This window comes from Parapedobacter composti (assembly GCF_900112315.1).
GTDB lineage: Bacteria > Bacteroidota > Bacteroidia > Sphingobacteriales > Sphingobacteriaceae > Parapedobacter > Parapedobacter composti.
In genome coordinates this window covers 220,497-238,335 of record NZ_FOLL01000003.1, presented here as the reverse complement: position 1 = coordinate 238,335, position 17,839 = coordinate 220,497, and the positions used below count along the sequence as shown (strand labels likewise).

Annotated in this window: 13 protein-coding genes; 5 read left to right on the top strand and 8 right to left on the bottom strand. The window is 54.7% G+C overall.

Annotated features, from left to right (window positions below; all coding sequences use genetic code 11):
- Positions 1 to 22 precede the first annotated feature (22 nt).
- Positions 23 to 3,241 carry a SusC/RagA family TonB-linked outer membrane protein gene (locus tag BM030_RS05740; RefSeq protein WP_090972080.1) on the top strand — a complete coding sequence of 1,073 codons (3,219 nt, stop codon included), beginning with the start codon at positions 23 to 25 and terminating at the stop codon, positions 3,239 to 3,241.
- A gap of 18 nt (positions 3,242 to 3,259) precedes the next feature.
- Positions 3,260 to 4,642 carry a RagB/SusD family nutrient uptake outer membrane protein gene (locus BM030_RS05735; RefSeq protein ID WP_090972078.1) on the top strand — a complete coding sequence of 461 codons (1,383 nt, stop codon included), beginning with the start codon at positions 3,260 to 3,262 and terminating at the stop codon, positions 4,640 to 4,642.
- Between the two features lie 53 nt (positions 4,643 to 4,695).
- On the opposite strand, the gene BM030_RS05730 is transcribed toward BM030_RS05735, so the two are convergent.
- Complete coding sequence (locus tag BM030_RS05730) at positions 4,696 to 5,058, bottom strand: hypothetical protein (RefSeq protein ID WP_090972076.1); 363 nt, start codon at positions 5,056 to 5,058, stop codon at positions 4,696 to 4,698.
- A gap of 334 nt (positions 5,059 to 5,392) precedes the next feature.
- Here BM030_RS05730 and BM030_RS05720 point away from each other — a divergent pair, with 334 nt between their 5' ends.
- Entirely contained in the window at positions 5,393 to 5,896 is a 504-nt protein-coding gene (locus BM030_RS05720; RefSeq protein WP_139215818.1) for a hypothetical protein, read from the top strand.
- Here the strand turns inward: BM030_RS05720 and BM030_RS05715 are convergent.
- Complete coding sequence (locus BM030_RS05715; RefSeq protein ID WP_090972070.1) at positions 5,883 to 6,875, bottom strand: helix-turn-helix transcriptional regulator; 993 nt, start codon at positions 6,873 to 6,875, stop codon at positions 5,883 to 5,885. The two genes, BM030_RS05720 and BM030_RS05715, sit on opposite strands and share 14 nt — an antisense overlap.
- Before the next feature lie 151 nt (positions 6,876 to 7,026).
- Here BM030_RS05715 and BM030_RS20165 point away from each other — a divergent pair, with 151 nt between their 5' ends.
- Positions 7,027 to 7,269, top strand: a complete 243-nt coding sequence (locus BM030_RS20165) for an AAA family ATPase (protein ID WP_244518709.1) — start codon at positions 7,027 to 7,029, stop codon at positions 7,267 to 7,269.
- 66 nt (positions 7,270 to 7,335) lie between these two features.
- Positions 7,336 to 7,794 carry an ATP-binding protein gene (locus BM030_RS20160; protein ID WP_244518707.1) on the top strand — a complete coding sequence of 153 codons (459 nt, stop codon included), beginning with the start codon at positions 7,336 to 7,338 and terminating at the stop codon, positions 7,792 to 7,794.
- A 258-nt stretch (positions 7,795 to 8,052) separates the two neighbouring features.
- On the opposite strand, the gene BM030_RS05705 is transcribed toward BM030_RS20160, so the two are convergent.
- The 6 genes from BM030_RS05705 to BM030_RS05680 form a co-directional block, all read right to left on the bottom strand.
- The gene (locus BM030_RS05705; protein ID WP_090972068.1) at positions 8,053 to 10,533 is read right to left on the bottom strand and encodes a glycoside hydrolase family 95 protein; all 2,481 of its coding nucleotides are present in this window, start codon (positions 10,531 to 10,533) and stop codon (positions 8,053 to 8,055) included.
- Positions 10,534 to 10,675: 142 nt separating this feature from the next.
- Entirely contained in the window at positions 10,676 to 11,365 is a 690-nt protein-coding gene (locus BM030_RS05700; protein WP_090972066.1) for an HD domain-containing protein, read from the bottom strand.
- Between the two features lie 20 nt (positions 11,366 to 11,385).
- On the bottom strand, positions 11,386 to 12,816 hold the full coding sequence (locus tag BM030_RS05695) for a hypothetical protein (protein WP_090972064.1): 1,431 nt from the start codon (positions 12,814 to 12,816) through the stop codon (positions 11,386 to 11,388).
- Between the two features lie 18 nt (positions 12,817 to 12,834).
- Positions 12,835 to 15,990 (bottom strand): SusC/RagA family TonB-linked outer membrane protein, encoded by a 3,156-nt coding sequence (locus tag BM030_RS05690; protein ID WP_090972243.1) that lies wholly within the window; start codon positions 15,988 to 15,990, stop codon positions 12,835 to 12,837.
- A gap of 124 nt (positions 15,991 to 16,114) precedes the next feature.
- Positions 16,115 to 17,089, bottom strand: a complete 975-nt coding sequence (locus BM030_RS05685; RefSeq protein ID WP_090972062.1) for a FecR family protein — start codon at positions 17,087 to 17,089, stop codon at positions 16,115 to 16,117.
- A gap of 35 nt (positions 17,090 to 17,124) precedes the next feature.
- Complete coding sequence (locus BM030_RS05680) at positions 17,125 to 17,751, bottom strand: RNA polymerase sigma factor (RefSeq protein WP_090972059.1); 627 nt, start codon at positions 17,749 to 17,751, stop codon at positions 17,125 to 17,127.
- Positions 17,752 to 17,839 lie beyond the last annotated feature (88 nt).

Here is a 17,839-nt window from a genome sequence, read left to right as displayed (position 1 = left end):
AAACGTCACATAAAACACGAAAATGAAAACCTACATCAGCTTGATTTTTTGTTTTACGGCCCTCCAAGCGGCCTTCAGCCAAACATACACGGTCGCCGGCCGGGTCGTGGCAGAGCAAGACAGCACGCCCATACCGAACGCGAGCGTCTATGCCGCGCAGCAAGAGACCTCCGTACGCACGGATGCTTCGGGCAGCTTCCAGCTGCGGTTGCAAGGGAAAGGGGCAACCCTGAAAGTATCGCATATCGGTCACCTGTCGCGAGAGGTCTCCGTCACGTTTCCGCAGCAACAACCATTGGTGATTACCCTGCCCGTTGCCATGCATCAACTCGATGAAGCGGTCGTATCTACCGGATATGAGACGCTATCCAAGGAAAGGGCAACCGGTTCTTTTGAAAAGATAGACAACGCCTTGCTCAACAGGAGCGTGAGCATGGATGTGCTGAGCCGGATAGAAAACCTCGCAACCGGAATACACTTCGAAAAAGGCGATGCCAATTTCAACACTGCTGGCCGCCGTCCAAACCACGATATCTATATCCACGGCATCAGCACGCTTAACGCTGGCACCCTTGGAGGAAATGCGCCGTTGATCGTGTTAGACAACTTCCCGTACGAAGGGGATATCAACAGCATCAACCCTAATGATATCGAAAGCGTCACCGTATTGAAGGATGCGGCAGCGGCTTCCATCTGGGGGGCAAAGGCCGGAAACGGTGTCATCGTCTTAACGAGCAAAAAAGCAACCTACGAACAGCCGGTACGCGTGAGCGTCACATCCAACATCAATGTCATCGAAAAGCCCGACCTCTACCAGCACCGCATCATAAGCACCTCCGATTACATTGACGTTGAGCAGCTGCTCTTCCAACAGGGTTTTTACAACAACAAGGAAAACAGCCGGGCCAAACCAGCACTATCTCCTGTGGTGGAAATTCTAATCAAACAGCGTGACGGCCTGCTTTCGGCAACCGAGGCCCAACAAGCCATCGATGCGTACCGGCAAAATGATGTGCGAAATGACATGCTGCGGTATATGTACCGCGAAGGGCTGCAACAGCAGCACTCATTGCAGATAAGCAGCGGAACAAACAGGCAAAAGCTGATTATCGGAGGAGGATACGACCAATCGCTGCCTTCACGAGTCGGCAGCCAAAACAGCCGCATCACACTGCGGGCAGAAAATAACCTCAAACCGACACGTAACCTTGAACTGGCTTTGGGAGTAAGATGGGCGGCAAATCGGTATCAAGAGGCATCGGCGGCGGAGACCTACCAAAACTCAGGTTATCCGTTTCCCTATATTGCATTGGCCGATGAAAATGGCCGACCAATTCCGGTACCCAAAGACTACCGCATGGGCTTCCTGGACACCGCGGGAAATGGTCGGTTGCTTGATTGGCATTATAGGCCACTCGACGAAATAAAGAATCCACCTACCTTGGTTTCCAGCGAGGAATTGCTGCTCAACTTGGGGCTTAACTATAAGCTGCTCCCATGGCTAGACCTGGACGTTAAATACCAGTTCAGCCAATTTGGCACGAAAAACGAAACACACCATAATATAGACAGCTACTACGCAAGAAACCGCATCAATAGAGGGTCGGCAATCAGCGAAGCAGGTGTCAAATACCATTTTCCGTTCGGCGGAATACTTAATACATCGCGGCAGACCTCCAGCGGCCATCGATTCCGTGGGCAGTTCAACCTCAACAAACAATGGTTAGACGCGTCGCATCAACTGCACGCTATCCTTGGCGCGGAAGTGCAGGAGAGCAACAACCGGGGCGATGGGTTCATTGCTTATGGATATAACGACGAACTGCTTACCTACGCCGGACAGATTGACTTTACCTATTGGTATCCGGTTTATGGAAATCTGGCATCCTCCGAATCGATGCCTTTCGCCGTGATGGATTTCACCGAAACCACGAACAGGTTTGTCTCCTTCTTCTCCAATGCCTCATATAGCTATCGCGATCGGTATACGGCTTCTTTCAGTGCACGGCGCGATGCTTCAAACCTTTTCGGCGTCAATACCAACGACAAGTGGACGCCGCTTTGGTCAGCCGGATTAAGCTGGTCAGTGCATCGCGAACCGTTCTTCACCGCCCAATGGTTGCCAAGGTTGAAAATAAGGGCAACGTACGGCTACAGCGGAAACGTGGATAACAGCATGAGCGCGCTTACCACAATCAACTACAGCAACCAATCGTCCACAGGTGTAGACCTGCCCGGCGCGGGGCTGCGGAACCCTCCAAATCCTTCCCTGCGGTGGGAAAAGGTCAGGAACACCAACCTCGGTGTGGATTTCGCCATTTCAGGCAATCGGATGCGGGGCAGCGTCGATTACTACTGGAAACATACCGAAGACCTCCTGCACTTCTATCCGATAGACCCAACCGTGGGGGTCACGTCCATGACGATGAATGTAGCAAACACTAAGAGTAGGGGACTCAATGTAAACATCAACACGCAAAACCTGTCGGGGAAACTGGCGTGGGCTACGCATTGGCTTTTCTCCTACAACAACAATTGGATAACGCATTCATTTGTCGAGTACACCGGGCCGACCACCTATGTCAGGGGCAGGGGGATGTCGCAGATTCCCGGTACGCTTGCTTTCCCCATATACAGCTACAGGTGGGCAGGCCTGAATCCAGAAACCGGCGAGCCGATGGGCTACCTGGGTGGCGACGTGAGCCAGGACTACCGGAGCATCACTTCTGCCAATACGAAACTGGAAGACCTCGTCTTCCACGGGTCGACAAGGCCCCTTTATTTTGGTTCACTGCGAAATGATTTTAGCTTCAGGGGCTTCTCCCTTTCGGTCAATATCAGCGGATATTTCGGCTACTACTTCCGGCGGCGGGGAATGGACTATGCGCAGTTGATTAACAACGGCGATGGCCACATCGATTACTACGCGCGGTGGCAGAAGCCGGGAGACGAAAAAACAACACACGTACCGGCTTTCCAATACCCCATTAGTGCTGGCAATTCGTTCTATCAGAATACCGAGCCATTGGTGGAAAAAGGAGACCACATACGGCTTCAAGACTGCCGCTTCGCCTACACATTGCCATCCATGGGAAGCTGGCTTAAGAGCGGACAGGTCTACCTCTATGCCAATAACCTCGGCATTATCTGGAGGGCCAACAAATTGCGGCTAGATCCACAAGTGAACGGGAACATCCCGATGCCTGCCAACTTCGCAATGGGAGTGAACCTTAATTTCTAAAATGCAATCATAACCATCATGAATCACAGCAATAGATACAACATAAAGAAAACTTGCCTGATCTGCCTTCTCTCCGTGTTTACAGGCGTCTCTTGCGAGAAATACCTCTCTATCAAACCGGATAAGAAACTGGCCGTGCCCGCTCATGCAGACGATCTGTATGCGATGCTCGACTACGTTCCGGTAATGAATTATAATTTCTCCGCTGCGGCACTCTCCGAAGTTGGATCGGACAACCTGTTCATCCCCGGTCCAGCGTGGAATTCGATTACATCCGAAGAAAACCGCTCGACCTATGTATGGGGTAAAATCCCGGTTGAAAATGTCTACTGGAACTGGCCATACATGAAAATAGCCGTGGCAAACACCGTTTTGGATTTAATCGAAGACGTTCATTTCGACAATACCAGCCAAATATCGGAAATAACCGGGATGGCAAAATTCTTCAGGGGATATGTCTTCTATGAACTCACCCAGGTTTTCTGTGCGTTCTACGACGACAGTTCGGCCGATGACAAACTGGGTATCGTTTTGAGGCTGAGTTCGGATATCAATATCCCATCTGTGCGCTCAACGTTGCGGGAAACGTATGACCAAATCATAGCTGATTTATCCGAATCCGCCCGGTTGCTTCCCGCCACAAAACCCCGCTATCCGACAAGACCATACAAGGCGTCGGCATATGCGGCGTTGGCGAGGTGCTTTCTTTCTATCGGAGCGTATGACCGGGCGTTGGCATATGCCGATTCCTGCCTGGCACTGCAAAACGAATTGATGGATTTCAATGAAATAGACGTTCAACAGTCCTATCCTTTTGAGCGGTTCAATAGAGAGGTGATATTCTATTCGCAGCAAGGAGGTTCCGGAGGGATGCTATCGGAAAATACGGCGCGTATAGACACCGCGCTTTTTGCGTCGTATGCGGCAGACGACCTACGGAAACTTGCATACTTCAAGCAGATGCCCGATGGCTATCAGGCATTCACCGGAGACTTTAGTCAAAAAACAAACATGGAAAAATTCAACGGGCTGACTACCGCTGAAGTGTTGTTAATTAGGGCAGAAGTACATGCCAGAAAGGGTTCATTGGAATCAGCCAAGAATGATTTAAGTAAGTTGATGAAGGCTCGGTATTCGACTGACCGATCGGATGAAATTTTCAATATGGAACAGGCCGAGATCATGGCACTGGTCCTTAACGAACGGAGAAAGGAATTGGTGTTTCGAGGAATACGATGGTCGGATTTGAGGCGACTAACTCATGAAGGAAGCATTGCAGTAACACTGACCCGCCGAATCGACAAGGATTTATACACGCTCTCACCGGAAGAAATTGGTGCATTTGCCTATCTAATCCCGATGCAGGTAATCGAAAGGAGCGGTATAGACCAAAATAAATAACAAAAAAGCAACAACCGGCCATGCTTTGGCATAGCTGGTTGTTGCAACCTCTGTTAGATTTGTTCGAACCTGAGCAAATCCTCATCGTGAGTGTTATTGGCAATATCCGCCGCCAATGCATCCAGTGCATCCTGATCCGGTTGTCCCTCCACATCGCCCTCAATAAGCTTCACCGCACAAACGCGATTGCCAATCAGACATTCAGGATCACCGGCTCCCGTATATGGGCTGTAGTTTTCGGCCTTCAATGCCTCCTCGGCATAATTCCCCTCGGCAGGCATATTGAATACCCACCAAGTGGGTTGAAGCATAGTAGTTTCATCCGACCCCTTTTCACCTGCGAGTACTTGATAGCTTATCACACCTAACGTGATCATAACCGCAGCTATTCCGCTGATAGAAATTATCTTTTTCATGTTATTTTTTACTTAAGTTAAGAACTGAATATTTCATATGATGCTGCATAAGTTTCCCTCACATTACCCTCGGCAATGTTCAGACATCGTATTTTCAAGGCCCCATATTCTTACCCCCTTTCTGTTTAGCCGTTAGAAATGCTGTTTCTTCCGGCAGTGATTATCGTATGGTGGTTCAACATAGAACCACTCGTAAACTCCGCATTCAAAATTATAGCTGACGTGAAGGCAGGTATTGACTTATCCGACACGAAGTTTATTGATTTATTTGATAGAATACTGAAAATGACTATTTTAGCATGCTTAACGAAGCGTACTATAAGCTCACTAAAAGATGAAATCGATTCGCTTTCTACTACTGGCGCTTTGCGGCTGCGCTGCCATTTCATGTGAAAAAAGCAGTAGCGGTGATAACAACGACCCTGCCCACATATTGGCAAGTACACACTGGCGGGCCACACTTACGGATGAGAACCCGGCGACAAACCCGCCCGGCGAGTTCGGCGACGTCAATGATGTTGACTATAATAACCTGAAGCACCACCAATATTACCTTTGGCAGGACTGCCATATGGATGACACATTTACGTTCAAAAACGGGCGGTTTAACGTGGATGACAACAAAACGGTGTGTCCGGACGGGATGGACCTCATCCTGGGGCTGGCAAACCAGCCGTATGTTTATGATGAAGCGTCAAAGAAATTGACCATAGGCACCGGGGATGACAGCGCAACCGTGCAGGTATATGAGCTGAACGAAACCCGGTTAAAACTTGGCGTCGCGTTGAGTACGACCAGCGGATTGAAGCATATCATCTTTCTGTTTAAGAAGAAATAAAGTTTCCATGCTGCCCTGGCGGATGTCCGTATTTTGCCCGGAAAGCCCGGCTAAAATAAGCGGGCGTCCAGCAGACATACCGCGCCACCTGCGCGGGGCTATCCCCCGCTTCGAGCATGCGGCGGGCCTGCTCCAGTTTGCACCCGCGGATGTAGCCGCCGATGGGCCGGCCTACATGCCTGCGGAAAATCACCTTGGCATAGGCGTAGGATACGGCAAACCGCCGGGCTACGGATGCCACGCCTACATCCTGCCCGTCAACCACCTGCTCATCAATGTATGCGCGCATGCGCGTGGCGAGTGCCGCCCCTACCTGCCCGGCAGCAAACTGCACACGCAACGCCTCGCAGGCCTGCAATAACAGCGTGATAACGAGGGTCTGGATGGCGAGGTAGCGCCGCAGGTAGGTGCTGCCGGGATGGCGCAGAAACCGCTGGATGCTATCGCCCGCCACACCGGCCATGGAGAGGTTTGCACTCACCGCTGGTGTGGCCAGCCTGGCCCGCAGGGCCTCCACCGGCGCTATGCTGTCGGCCAGCTCGGGGCTGGGTTCGCGGAACAGCACGCTGTCTTTGGCTACGAAGTAAAAAATATGGTGTATACCGGCGGCAAAGGAGCAGGTATAGGTGGCTGCAGGGAGGTAGCTGAGCCGGTAGTGCCCCGCGTTGGTATGCAGCACAACGGCGCGCGCATCCGTGGTGCCGATGCGGATGCCGCCGGCTACCATGTAAAACCCATACAAATCGTGCAGGGGGCAACGGATGGGGATGACGGTATCGCCGCTGGCCTCCACCTCTACACTGCATACATACACATCAGGCAGGTCATACCCCTGCTCCAGCACCTGCCATCCCGGCGCTGCCCAATACCGCGCCTCGGCACCGGCCAGCGGATAGGCGCTGCGCGCCACGGCCGCGCGTATGGCGGCCTCGCTGTGCACGCGGGCATCGGGCCGGTCGATATGGAGGGATAGCCGCATGCCTCGAAACTAGTCAATGGCATGCCCTTAAGCCAATCCGTTGGGACGAGCGGCCGTTTTCTGGGACGAGCAATCCTATACACTGCCGTTGTTTAAAAGTTTATATTACTAATGCATAATTTTGTACATTTATAATGCACAAGATTCATCAATGATAACACAGGAAACGCTCAATCGGGTTATTACGGCCCAAAAAAGCAATTTACTAGCCAAGGGAATGGGGTTGAAAAGGGCGGCGCGAGATACTTTGCCAGACCTTTCTGCGCTGGCATTGATTGTATCAGGGGTGAGAAGGTGTGGAAAAAGTACGCTGCTTTACCAATTACTCCAGCAGCGATACCCCGATGCGTATACCTTAATTTTGAAGACCCAAGGCTATACGGGTTTGACCTGAAAGATTTCGCCCGGCTGGACCGGATCATCACTGATGCAGGGACGGACATGCTGCTGTTTGACCATTATGGAATACCTATCGTATTTGGAAGATAGCCATTTGCTGCACTTCGTCCCGAAGTTTGACTATTCGCAAAGGAAACAATTGGTAAACCCAAGGAAGGTTTATGCCATCGATACCGGGCTGGTCAATGTAAATTCGGCGTCTTTTACGGATGATAGTGGGCGATTGCTCGAAAACATGGTTTACCTCCATCTGCGCAGGCAATACAAGGATATTTTTTATTTCTCCGGTAAAGGTGAATGTGACTTTGTTGCTTTCCATAAAGGCAATATGCAGGTGGCCATACAGGTATGCTATCACCTAAATGCAGATAACCTCGACCGGGAGCTGAACGGGATGGTAGAGGCGCTTGATTTTTTCAATTGTGCGGAGGGGTTGCTGGTTACCCACGCGCAGCGGGATGAATTCGAAAAGGCTGGTAAACGAATCACGGTGTTACCTGCGCACGAATACCTGATCTAAACAAAAGCCAAATCCGCTGGGACGGATGGCCGTTTCTGGGACGAACAGCCTCTTTTGCCGGTTGTCGCTGATTAAGGCGGCCAAGCCGGGGGGCGTAGTCTCCTCGTGTATATCGCCGAGCACACGCATCGCGACGTGGGTACAATTGCTATATATCACGGGCTTTATCCTACTAACCTGTTTTAACAGGGGCGACCGTAAAGGGAAACTATAGGGAGGGCATGAGCACCGTACTCCATATGGGCGCAACAACAGCCATTACATGGTATTAGCGCGGAAGCGGTATGTTTTACCTGCTTTGGTTTCAAACTCAACCAATTTCGTAGCAGGCACATCAAAACCTTTCAGGTTAGCTTTTGCCGATTTCAATGGCGCCTTGATATCATGCACCTTGTAAAAAGGGTTTGAATTTTCGCCCTCCGCTATGGAAAGCCCGCTTTTACCCGTTAAATTAATCCCTTCGGCAATACGCAGCCGGCAATTGCCGCCAAGGTTCGATTTGATGGTCAACCGGGTTAGCCGGCCTCCATCCCACGCCAAATCTACCACAAAACCACCGCGCACCTTTAACCCGCTCACGCTTCCTGACGGCAGCGCATCCGGCAATGCCGGCAAGATAAAGATATTGCCGTCGTAACACTGCACGAGCATTTCGGCTATACCCGCCGTGCAGCCAAAGTTGCCGTCTATCTGAAACGGCGGATGTGCATCCAGTAGGTTGGGGTAGGTGCCCCCGCCCTGACCGGATTCTCCGATAGGCGGGCTCAGCTGCTCCTGAATCAGTTTGTAAGCCTGGTTACCGTTTAACAATCTCGCCCACCAATTTACCTTCCAGCCCATAGACCAGCCGGTGGATTTATCGCCCCGGTATATCAACGAGTTAAGGGCAGCTTCCGTTAGATCCGGATGCCGGAAAGGCGAAATTTGCCCCGAAGGGTACAAGCCATACAAATGCGAGATATGGCGATGCTTGTCTGTGGTCCGGTCTAAATCATCCAGCCATTCCTGCAGCTGACTGTGCTGCCCAATCTGCATCGGCGGCAGCTGGCTGAGCGCTGTTTTGACCGAATCAGCCAACGGGCTATCGACACCGAGCCGTTTTGCCGCATCAATGAAATTATTAAATACGTCAAAAATCAACTGGTTGTCCATGGTCGTCCCGGCCGAGACGCCCACCCCTCCGTCCATATAGGAATTCTCTGGCGATATCGAGGGACTGACCACCAGCCACCTGCCGGAACGATCTTTGTGTAGCACATCCAGGTAATACAGCGCTTTGCCTTTGAGGATAGGGTAGTGTTTTTCCAGGAAATTCGCATCCCCGTTGTACAGGTAATGCTGCCAGATGTGTTGCGACAGCCAGGCGCCTCCCATGGGCCACATCCCGTAGAAGCCCCCATCCACGATACCGGTAATACGCCACAGATCGGTATTATGATGCATCACCCAGCCCCGTGCCTTGTACATTTCACTGGCGCTTTCCTGGCCGGTAATGGCCAGATCTTCCAGCATCGCGAAAAGCGGCTCATGGGTTTCACTGAGGTTGGTCACTTCCGCAGGCCAATAATTCATCTCCGTATTGATATTAACGGTATACTTGCTATCCCAGGGCGGTGCCAGCTTGTCGTTCCAAATGCCCTGTAGATTGGCCGGTTGCCCCCCGGGCTGTGAAGCACTGATGAGCAAATACCTCCCGAACTGGAAATACAACGCCACCAGATGGGGATCATGCGAATGGGCAAACTCCTGTACACGCACATCCGTTGTCTTGTCGGCCTGCGCAGAGCGGCCCAGAGTTAGCTTTACCCGGCCGAATTGCTCTTTATATTTCTTGCTATGGGCGGCAAGGGCCTTTTTGTACCTGACCGTTACCGCTTTGTTCAGGATGCTTTCTGCCCGCTGTTCGGGATGGCCGGTAAGGTCGTTATACTTTTTAAAATTGGTTCCGATGGAAATATAGAGCACCACCTCATCGGCACCTTCCACGGTTATGGCATCCTCACCTGCCATCAGGCGCCCGCCTTTCACGACCGGCCGCACGATGCCTTTGAAGCCTACTTTACCCACTTTGCCCTCAAAATCGCCGCTGGTTCCGGCCAAGGCCAGCTGTCCGTTTTCCACGGCTACCCGGTGGGTTTTATGCGGGCTTGTCATGGTGATACGAAACGATAAGCTCTTTTTTTTCGAAGCCGTGAGGCGAAGGATAATCACGTCGTCCGTAAACGAAGCAAACATCTCCCTGCTAAATCGGGTTCCGCCCACCGTATACGAGGTGCGCGCCACGGCATTTTCGATATCCAGTTCGCGATAAAAGTCCGTATACTGGTCATGCCCCGGGAAATCCAGCCAGAGGCTCCCAAGCGTCTGATAAGGCATTCCGTAGTCCAGCCCTTCAGGTGCAGTGCGTGGGAACACCTCATTAGCTAACCGCTGGGCTTCCGCCGGTTTACCCGCAGCAAGCAGCTCCCGGATCTCTTGGATTTTATGCGCAACGTTTTTAGGTACATTGTTTCCCGGTTCGCCGGCCCATATGGTTTCTTCATTGAGCTGGATTTGCTCTTTTAACGGCCCGCCAAAGACCATGCCGCCCAGCCTGCCGTTTCCAATGGGCAACGCCTCATTCCACTCCGACGCCGGTTTATCATAAAAAAGTTTCAGCTTTTCTTGGGCTATCAGCGGCGCAATGGCAAACAGCACCAAACCTGCAACGGCTATTAAGACTACAATCGGTTTTCTCATGGCGTAAATCCGTTCTTGGGGTTACAAAGATAAAATTCAGCCCGAAAAGGCAAAATTTATCCAGTTGTCCTGATGAATCGGAAAACTGCTGTTATGGACTAAAAACAGCAGCGGGCCGTAATGGCCCGCTGCTGTATGGTGATTAGTTTGCTTGCAATGACCGGAGCTCTGCCGCAATGTTTTTGCGGGCTTGCTTTTCAAACCGATCAAAAAACAAATCGGTCTTAAAGAGCCGGTCCATATCAAGGAAGTGCTGCAGCACACGCTGCCTGCCCCGGTCAAACTGGGGCGACGCCCCGTATTCTTGCCGGATATTGGCTACGTACCGCTGGTATGCGGCGGGATCCGCGCCAAGAATGGCCATATCCGCATCCACGAAGTAATTCGTGTCGCTATCGGTGCTGCCGGCATGGGTCTTGGTAGCCATAATCAAGGCGTGGCAGCGCGCTACCTTATCTGCGGGATAGCCCAACAGCGCCAGGTGGCGGTCGGCAAAGGCCGCGCTTTGGTCTTCGTTCGTGCCGTCGGTGGTGAAGTATACCACATCGTGGTAGATCATCGCCAGGTAGGCCGTTTCGAAATCTTCGAGGCTGTCCTTGCAGCTGTGCAGATGCCGCTCAAAGTTGGCCAGGTGCTCCAGGTTGTGGTAATGCCGCCGGGGGCCGGTATAGGCCTCCACCACTTCCTCCCAGCACCGATCCAGCAGCGCCTCATCGGCCCCGTAAGGCTTTAATATCTCCAAATAAGTCGCTTTGAGCCGGGCGCCATCGTCTGCCACGGCATTTGCCAATGTGGTAGCCATCACCAGCAAAAATAGGAATGCATGTTTCATCTTCGTCTTCTTCAGGTGGATTATTTTACCAGCGGCAGTATGCCGGCACTGGCCTTATTTGCTACCAACACCCGGTTTATATCGTGCAGGATGGTCACAACGCCCGCAGCCTCGTCGTGCTCAAAGTCGTCCATGCCCAACTGGCCGGGGATAAAGGGCGGTATCGTGGCCCGCGTGTCCTGGGCGCTGACGTTGGGATTGTTCTGCTGCTCGATGGTTGATATCGGAAACCGGATGCCCAGATCGGTCATGCGCCGCCCCTCGGACATGAAGATCTCCTGCCGGAGCAGGCACAGCAGGTACAGCAGCGCATCGGCATCGCCGGCAGCGGCAATCTCCGCTTCCGTCACGGAGGTGCCCGATACGCGGTGCACGGTAATGTTGCCATCGCCCCGGCCCAGCACCAGCCCTTCCCGCAACGGGCCGCCCGGCGCAAACCGCACCTTGGTGGCGGCCGACAGGGGGTAGTCGCTGCGCGTACCCTTGCGCTCGGCATGGCGGCCATCGACAGACGCCACCGGCCGCGCCGACACGACCTCGCCGACTAACCGGGTCAGCAGCGCCTTCGCTCCGGGCAGGTCGCCGTTGCCGATGGCGGCCTCCGCGGCGATGAGGAAGGCTTCCTCGCCTTTCAGCAAAGCTATCGGCTTCTGGTCGGCACTGGCGTTGCCGACGTGGAAGTACTTGGGATCAAGAAAATCAAGCCTCGGCAGGGGCGCCAGCGTATTCGTGGAGCTGCTGAAGGTATAGGTCTGCATCAGGTTCGATGCACCGTTGAGCCCGTCAAAGACGGCGTTGCGCAGCACCAGCGGATCGGCCGCAATGACCTCCTGTGCCAGCTGTGCCGCGCGCTGCCGGTCGCCCAGCCCATGGTAGGCCCGCGCCAGCGCGAGCGTATAGACCGTACGCCGGCCTGCATCGGCGGTCAGCGACAGGCCCTGCTGCAGGTAGCCGACCGCGTTTTCAAGGTGGGCCGTAGCCGGCAACACGGGGCCCGCTTCTACGGCCGGCAGCGAGGCAAACAGCTCACCGCTCAGCAGGCTGGCATAGGCCGCATAGAAGTACATCTCGGCCAGCTGTTCGCGGGTGCCGTCCGCGGCGGCGGGTACCACCCTTTCCACGCCGTACACGGCCATGGCGCGCAGCCGGGCAAGCTCGCGCTGCACGTTGTCTATATCCAGGTCTTCGGGCAGCAACGTGGGGATGTCAAACACTTGGTTGGACAACGAGCTGTTGTTGTAATAATTGTCAGACACCATCTCGGCAAACACCACGGTCTGGTTGAGCGTCTGGGCAAGCTGCTTCTGCAAGCCGTTCAACCATACTTCGGCCGACTCGGGCGTGCCGAGGAATGTCTCGTCGGTAATATTGGGGTTTTCGACTTCCACCAGCGAGCACGACGAAACCGTCGCGGCAAGTGCTAGTGTTATCCATGTGAGGGTCGTTTTCATCGTATTTTTTTGAGGTGGTTACAAACTGAACTTGAGCGAAAGGAGAAACTGGCGCGCCGCCGAATGTGCGGCATAGTTGATGCCGCCGGTGGTTGCTGAGCCTTGCCCCTGCGCCCCGCCGGGCATTACGGCTTCGGGATCGGAGGCCGATGCGGTGAAATTCAGCGGATTTACGGCCGTAAAACCAATACTTGCATTGTTTATGCGGCGGAGAAGTGCTCCGGCCTTGAGGTTATACACCAGCCCGATGGTCCGCACCTTGATGAAATCGCTGCGCTCCACGAAGAGCTGCGAGTAATTCAGCCAATTCATGGACCCGTTCTGCTCGATTTCGGCCGCCGGAACGCCTGCGGTGGAAGCGCCGTAGTTGATGCGGAACTGCTTATCCCAGTTGTGGAGGTACCCGCCATGCTGGTAGTCGGCGTTGGCAAACAGCGAAAGCTGCCGGTAGCGGAGGTTGAAACCGAAACTTCCCGTGAGGGTGGGTATCGTAGACCCGAGGAAAGACAGCGGTATGGTCTCGACCATCAACCCGCTTTCGTCAAACACCCCGTAGTTGCCGGAGATGTACCCCACCGGATAGCCTTCGCGCACGACAATCTGCACCGTACGCGAGGTGAGTCCGTTGATGTTGAACGCCGGGGCACCGCCCGTGCTGGCAACGATGTTGTCTACCGTATTGGCCGACGCACGGACATTGAGCCCCCACTTTTCGCTGTCGACCACCTGCGCGTTGGCCGCAATTTCAAACCCTTTGTTTTCGATGCGGCCGATGTTGCGCAGCGAGCTGCCTACGCCTGACGAGGCGGCGGGTGGTACGTTGAAGAGTGCGTCGCGCGTTTCGTTGTTGAAATAGTTTGCCGAGAGCGAAAGCCGGTCGCGGAAGAAGCCCATATCCAGGCCAATCTCCAGGGCGTAGGTTTTCTCCGGCCGCAGGTCGGGATTGCCGGGATGGCCAAACGTGGCCGACTGGCCGCCGCCGAAACCGGAGAAGGCGATGGTGCGCTCATGCGCAAAGGGCGTGGGGAAATTGCCGGAAACGCCGTAGTTGGCCCGTATCTTCACCGTGTTGAGCACCTGTTGGCCCATGGCGGCGAAAAACGGTTCGGCACTCAGGATGTAAGACAGCCCCACCTTGGGGTAATACTGGATGCCCACGGACGAACCGAACGCGGAGTTGCCATCGCCCCGCACACCGAAATCAATGAAATAGCGGTTGCGGTAGCCGATGTTTTCCTGCACGAACACCCCGTAGTTGGCCACCTCGGCATAAAACTCGTTGCTGGTACGGGTGGCCGCCTGGCCGATGGTCTGGGCGCCATCACGGATATCCTGGCCGATGTAGGCCACCTGGCGGTCTTCGGTGCGGAAGAGCTGGCCACCCACCGTGGTGAGCAACGAAAAGTCGCCTACCTGCCAGTCATACTGGGCATTGAGGTCAAAGGTGAGCCCCAGGAAGCTGCGCATGAAGTTGGACAGCGACCCCGTGTTGTTCGAGCGGATGTGCCGGTTGTAGGCCATGGTCACGGCAGATCGCTCGCGCTGCTGGCGGAAGTCTACGCCGGCCGTGCCCTTGAGCACGATGCCCGATGGCGAGCGGTAGCTGACCGACTGCGAGGTCTGGAAACGATTGACCATGGAGCGGTTGTCTTGCAGCCGCTCGGCCGAGTCGACGAATGACTTATACACTGCAAAATCGGCATCGGACAGCTCGTCCAGCACGGGATTGAAACCCGGCCCGATGATTTTTGAAGCACCGTCTTCTACAAACCAAAGCCCCGAGTACCCGCCCGAGTTGCCGTTGCGCACGCGCGACAGCCCCTGGTTGCTGTAAGAAAACGAACTCTCGTAGGTAAGCCCCTCCAGCAACTGGGCATTCATGCCCAGGCGGAAATTGAATTTACGCTGGCGGTTCTGATCGTGGATGAGCACCCCGTTGGCGTCGCTGAATGAACCGGTCAGGCTGTATCCGAAGCCCGCCGTGCTACCGTTGAGCCCGAGGGTATAGCGGTTGTAAAAGCCGTTTTGGTAGAGTACGTCTTTGGTGCGATCGAAATAATGGAAATCGGCCGTGGGGGTCTCCACGCCCATATCCGCCCCAACGGAGAAGGAAGCCCTGCCGGTGCCGTTTTTCTTGGTGAAAATCTGCAGTACGCCGTTTGCAGCGTCAGAACCGTACAGTGTGGTGGCGGCACCGCCGTTGATAAATTCGATACGCTCGATGTTTTCCACCGGCAGGTCGGACAGTGCGCTGGTAGAAGCTCCCTGCGAGATACCGCCGGAGAGGTTCATGCCCAGCGTGGGGGCGGTATTGAGGTTGTCTACACGTACGCCATCCACGTAGATGATGGGCGTGGAGTTGGCAAATGCCGAGTTGAACCCCCGGGTCTGGATGATGGATGTAGCGCCGCTCTGCCCGCCCGACAGCTTGATCATCGCATTGGGCAGCTGGCTTTGCAGCAGCTGGTCGATACGGGTGGCGGGCACATCCCGGATCTGGCGTTCGCTGACCACGGCGGCATTGGTAGAAAGGCGCCGCTTGGAGACGCTCAGTCCCTGCCCGGTGACGACGACCTCTTCCAACCCAAGCAGGTCGGCCTCCAGCTGTACGTGCAGCGGCTGCTGGCGATCGCCTTCGACGGGCACTTCTTGGCTGCGGTACCCCACATGGCTAAACAGCAGCACCGGCTGCCGCTCGCCCGCGGGCAAGGCAATGGAAAACACGCCGTTGGCATCGGTCTGCGCGGCCGCGGAGCTGCCCTTCGCTTTCACCGTAATGCCGGGAAGGGTGCGCCCGGTGTGCTTGTCGGTGACCTGCCCCCGTACGGGCCCCGGCTGCTGGGCTTCACCGCCGGGGCCTGCGGCCGGCTCGATAAGCACATACCTTTCAGACACCTGCCGGAACGATACGTTGCGCGGCCCGGTAATCATCGCCAGCACGTCGGCCACGCTGAGGTTGTTTGCCTGCACGGAGATTTTTTCGTCGCCGTCCAGCACGTCGCTGCTGTAGCCGATGATGAAGGGCGTTTTCTGTTCGATAAGCGATATGACTTCGTTTAAAGCCTTTTGCTTTACATGGATGGACAAGGTCACCTCGTTGAGCGTCTGCCCCGTAAGTGGGTTGGCCAGCAGCACCGCGGAGGACACCAACACCATGGCAAGTGTAAGTTTCATCCTGAATAAAATATTGGTATAACTTAAAGTTTTTTGCATTTTTGATTGTCTTTAGTGGATTCGCAATTTCATTAAAGTACATCTTTGAAAGATTCCGGGCGAGCGGCACTTCGCCCGGTTTTTTTTAGTTGGGCTGTATCAACAATTTACCTCCTTTCTCTTCAAAATTTGCATGGGTCATTTCGGCAAGCACGTCCATGATTTCCCGTAGATTTTCGTTGGCGAAATGTATCGTATACCGTGTATCATCGGTCAACCGCGGGTCGATGACGAGCGTGCGGTTGAAATGGCGGGCCAGCTTGTGGCCCAGCTCGGGCAGGGTGAGCCTGTTAATATCCAGCTCGCCCGTTTGCCAGGCGCTGATGAGGCGGCTGTCTTCGGTCCGGATGGCTACCGAACCGTCGTCTTTCCGGAAGGTAAGGGTCTGGTTTCTGGCGATGCCCCCGGACAACAGCGAATCGGGTTTGCCGGCCGTGGCTTTCGACACCTCGACAAGCCCGCTTACCACGGCGACCTTCACCGTTTTATCTTCGGCATACCCCTCTACATTGAAGGACGTGCCCAGCACCCGCGTGGTAAGCAGGCCGGACCGCACAGAAAAGGGGCTTTCCGGCATCCTGGCGACATCGAAGAATGCCTCGCCGGTAAGCGCCACATGCCGATGGCCGGCGTTAAAGTCTTCGGGCACTTCGAGCTGGCTGTGTACATTGAGCATCACCACGGTGCCGTCCGGCAGCTCGATCCGTTTGCGGTGTTCGGCGCTGCTGAAAAGGCGCACGGTGGCGCTATCGTTGCCCTGCGGCTCGTGGCCACTCCGCAACAGCAGCGTGCCGCCCCACCATACGGCAACCAGCAGCGATGCGGCCACCGCCCACCAGCGGTAGCGCCGGAAAACACCCGGCCGGGCTGGAGGCGTAGCCGTTGCGGCCCCCGTGGCGCGCGGCCCCTCCGCCTCTTCTGCCTGCGGCGCCGGGGCCTGATCGACAAAAAGGCGGTACCAGGCATCTACTGCCCGGCGCTCGGCATCGCTGGCCTCGCCGGCTACGTAGCGCCGCAGCAGATCCCGGATCTGCTGGTCGTTTGGTTTGTTGTCTTCCATTGCCCTCTATATCTCGCAAGTGGGCAGGAAGTACTTTAAAGCAAGGTTAAACAATCGTTAAATAACTGGATGGCAAACCGGAGGAGGATCACGGCGGCCAAAACGCCCTCCTTATACCGGCGGATGGCGCTGCGCAGCTGGTACAGCGCGGCCGAAATGTTGTTCTTTATCGTCTGCTCGGACAGCATGAGCTGAAGGGCGATTTCTTTGATGGAAAGGTTTTCTTCACGGCTCAGCTGATAGACTTGCCGGAGCCGACCGGGCATCTGTGCAACTTCATGGCCGATGATGGCCTGCAACTCGGCGACCAGGTAATCCGTATCGACCCGCTCATGCGCCGCAATATCGAGAATCTCGCCGAGCATATCGCCATAGGGAACTTCAGCCCTGCGCTTGGCATAGCAGTCAATGACGGTATATTTGGCAGCGGTATAAAGGTAACCCGCCAGGCTGCCCGAAGGGTCGGGGCCGACCTGATGCCTGTTTTGCCATAAGGAGAGAAAAATGTCCTGCACGTGGTCTTCGGCCTCCTGACCGCTCCCCACCCGCTTGCGTATATAGCCTACCAGCGCTGCGCGGTATTTTCCCATCAGCCGGCTGAATGCCTGATGATCGTCTTGCCGAATCAACGCCAGCAAATCGGCGTCTGTATGTCGCTCCATTACACCGGGCAAGGATACAGCAGCAACATCAAGCCGGCATTGACCTAAGATTAGCTTATTGTGAAGTTTACTGCCCGAAAGGCCGTTA

Coding starts and splice junctions, on each gene's coding strand:
- BM030_RS05740 (WP_090972080.1), top strand. CDS start 23: ATGAAAACCTACATCAGCTTGATTTTTTGTTTTACGGCCCTCCAAGCG.
- BM030_RS20165 (WP_244518709.1), top strand. CDS start 7,027: ATGATAACACAGGAAACGCTCAATCGGGTTATTACGGCCCAAAAAAGC.
- BM030_RS05720 (WP_139215818.1), top strand. CDS start 5,393: ATGAAATCGATTCGCTTTCTACTACTGGCGCTTTGCGGCTGCGCTGCC.
- BM030_RS05730 (WP_090972076.1), bottom strand. CDS start 5,058: ATGAAAAAGATAATTTCTATCAGCGGAATAGCTGCGGTTATGATCACG.
- BM030_RS05680 (WP_090972059.1), bottom strand. CDS start 17,751: ATGGAGCGACATACAGACGCCGATTTGCTGGCGTTGATTCGGCAAGAC.
- BM030_RS05690 (WP_090972243.1), bottom strand. CDS start 15,990: ATGAAACTTACACTTGCCATGGTGTTGGTGTCCTCCGCGGTGCTGCTG.
- BM030_RS20160 (WP_244518707.1), top strand. CDS start 7,336: ATGGAATACCTATCGTATTTGGAAGATAGCCATTTGCTGCACTTCGTC.
- BM030_RS05700 (WP_090972066.1), bottom strand. CDS start 11,365: ATGAAACATGCATTCCTATTTTTGCTGGTGATGGCTACCACATTGGCA.
- BM030_RS05685 (WP_090972062.1), bottom strand. CDS start 17,089: ATGGAAGACAACAAACCAAACGACCAGCAGATCCGGGATCTGCTGCGG.
- BM030_RS05705 (WP_090972068.1), bottom strand. CDS start 10,533: ATGAGAAAACCGATTGTAGTCTTAATAGCCGTTGCAGGTTTGGTGCTG.
- BM030_RS05735 (WP_090972078.1), top strand. CDS start 3,260: ATGAATCACAGCAATAGATACAACATAAAGAAAACTTGCCTGATCTGC.
- BM030_RS05715 (WP_090972070.1), bottom strand. CDS start 6,875: ATGCGGCTATCCCTCCATATCGACCGGCCCGATGCCCGCGTGCACAGC.
- BM030_RS05695 (WP_090972064.1), bottom strand. CDS start 12,816: ATGAAAACGACCCTCACATGGATAACACTAGCACTTGCCGCGACGGTT.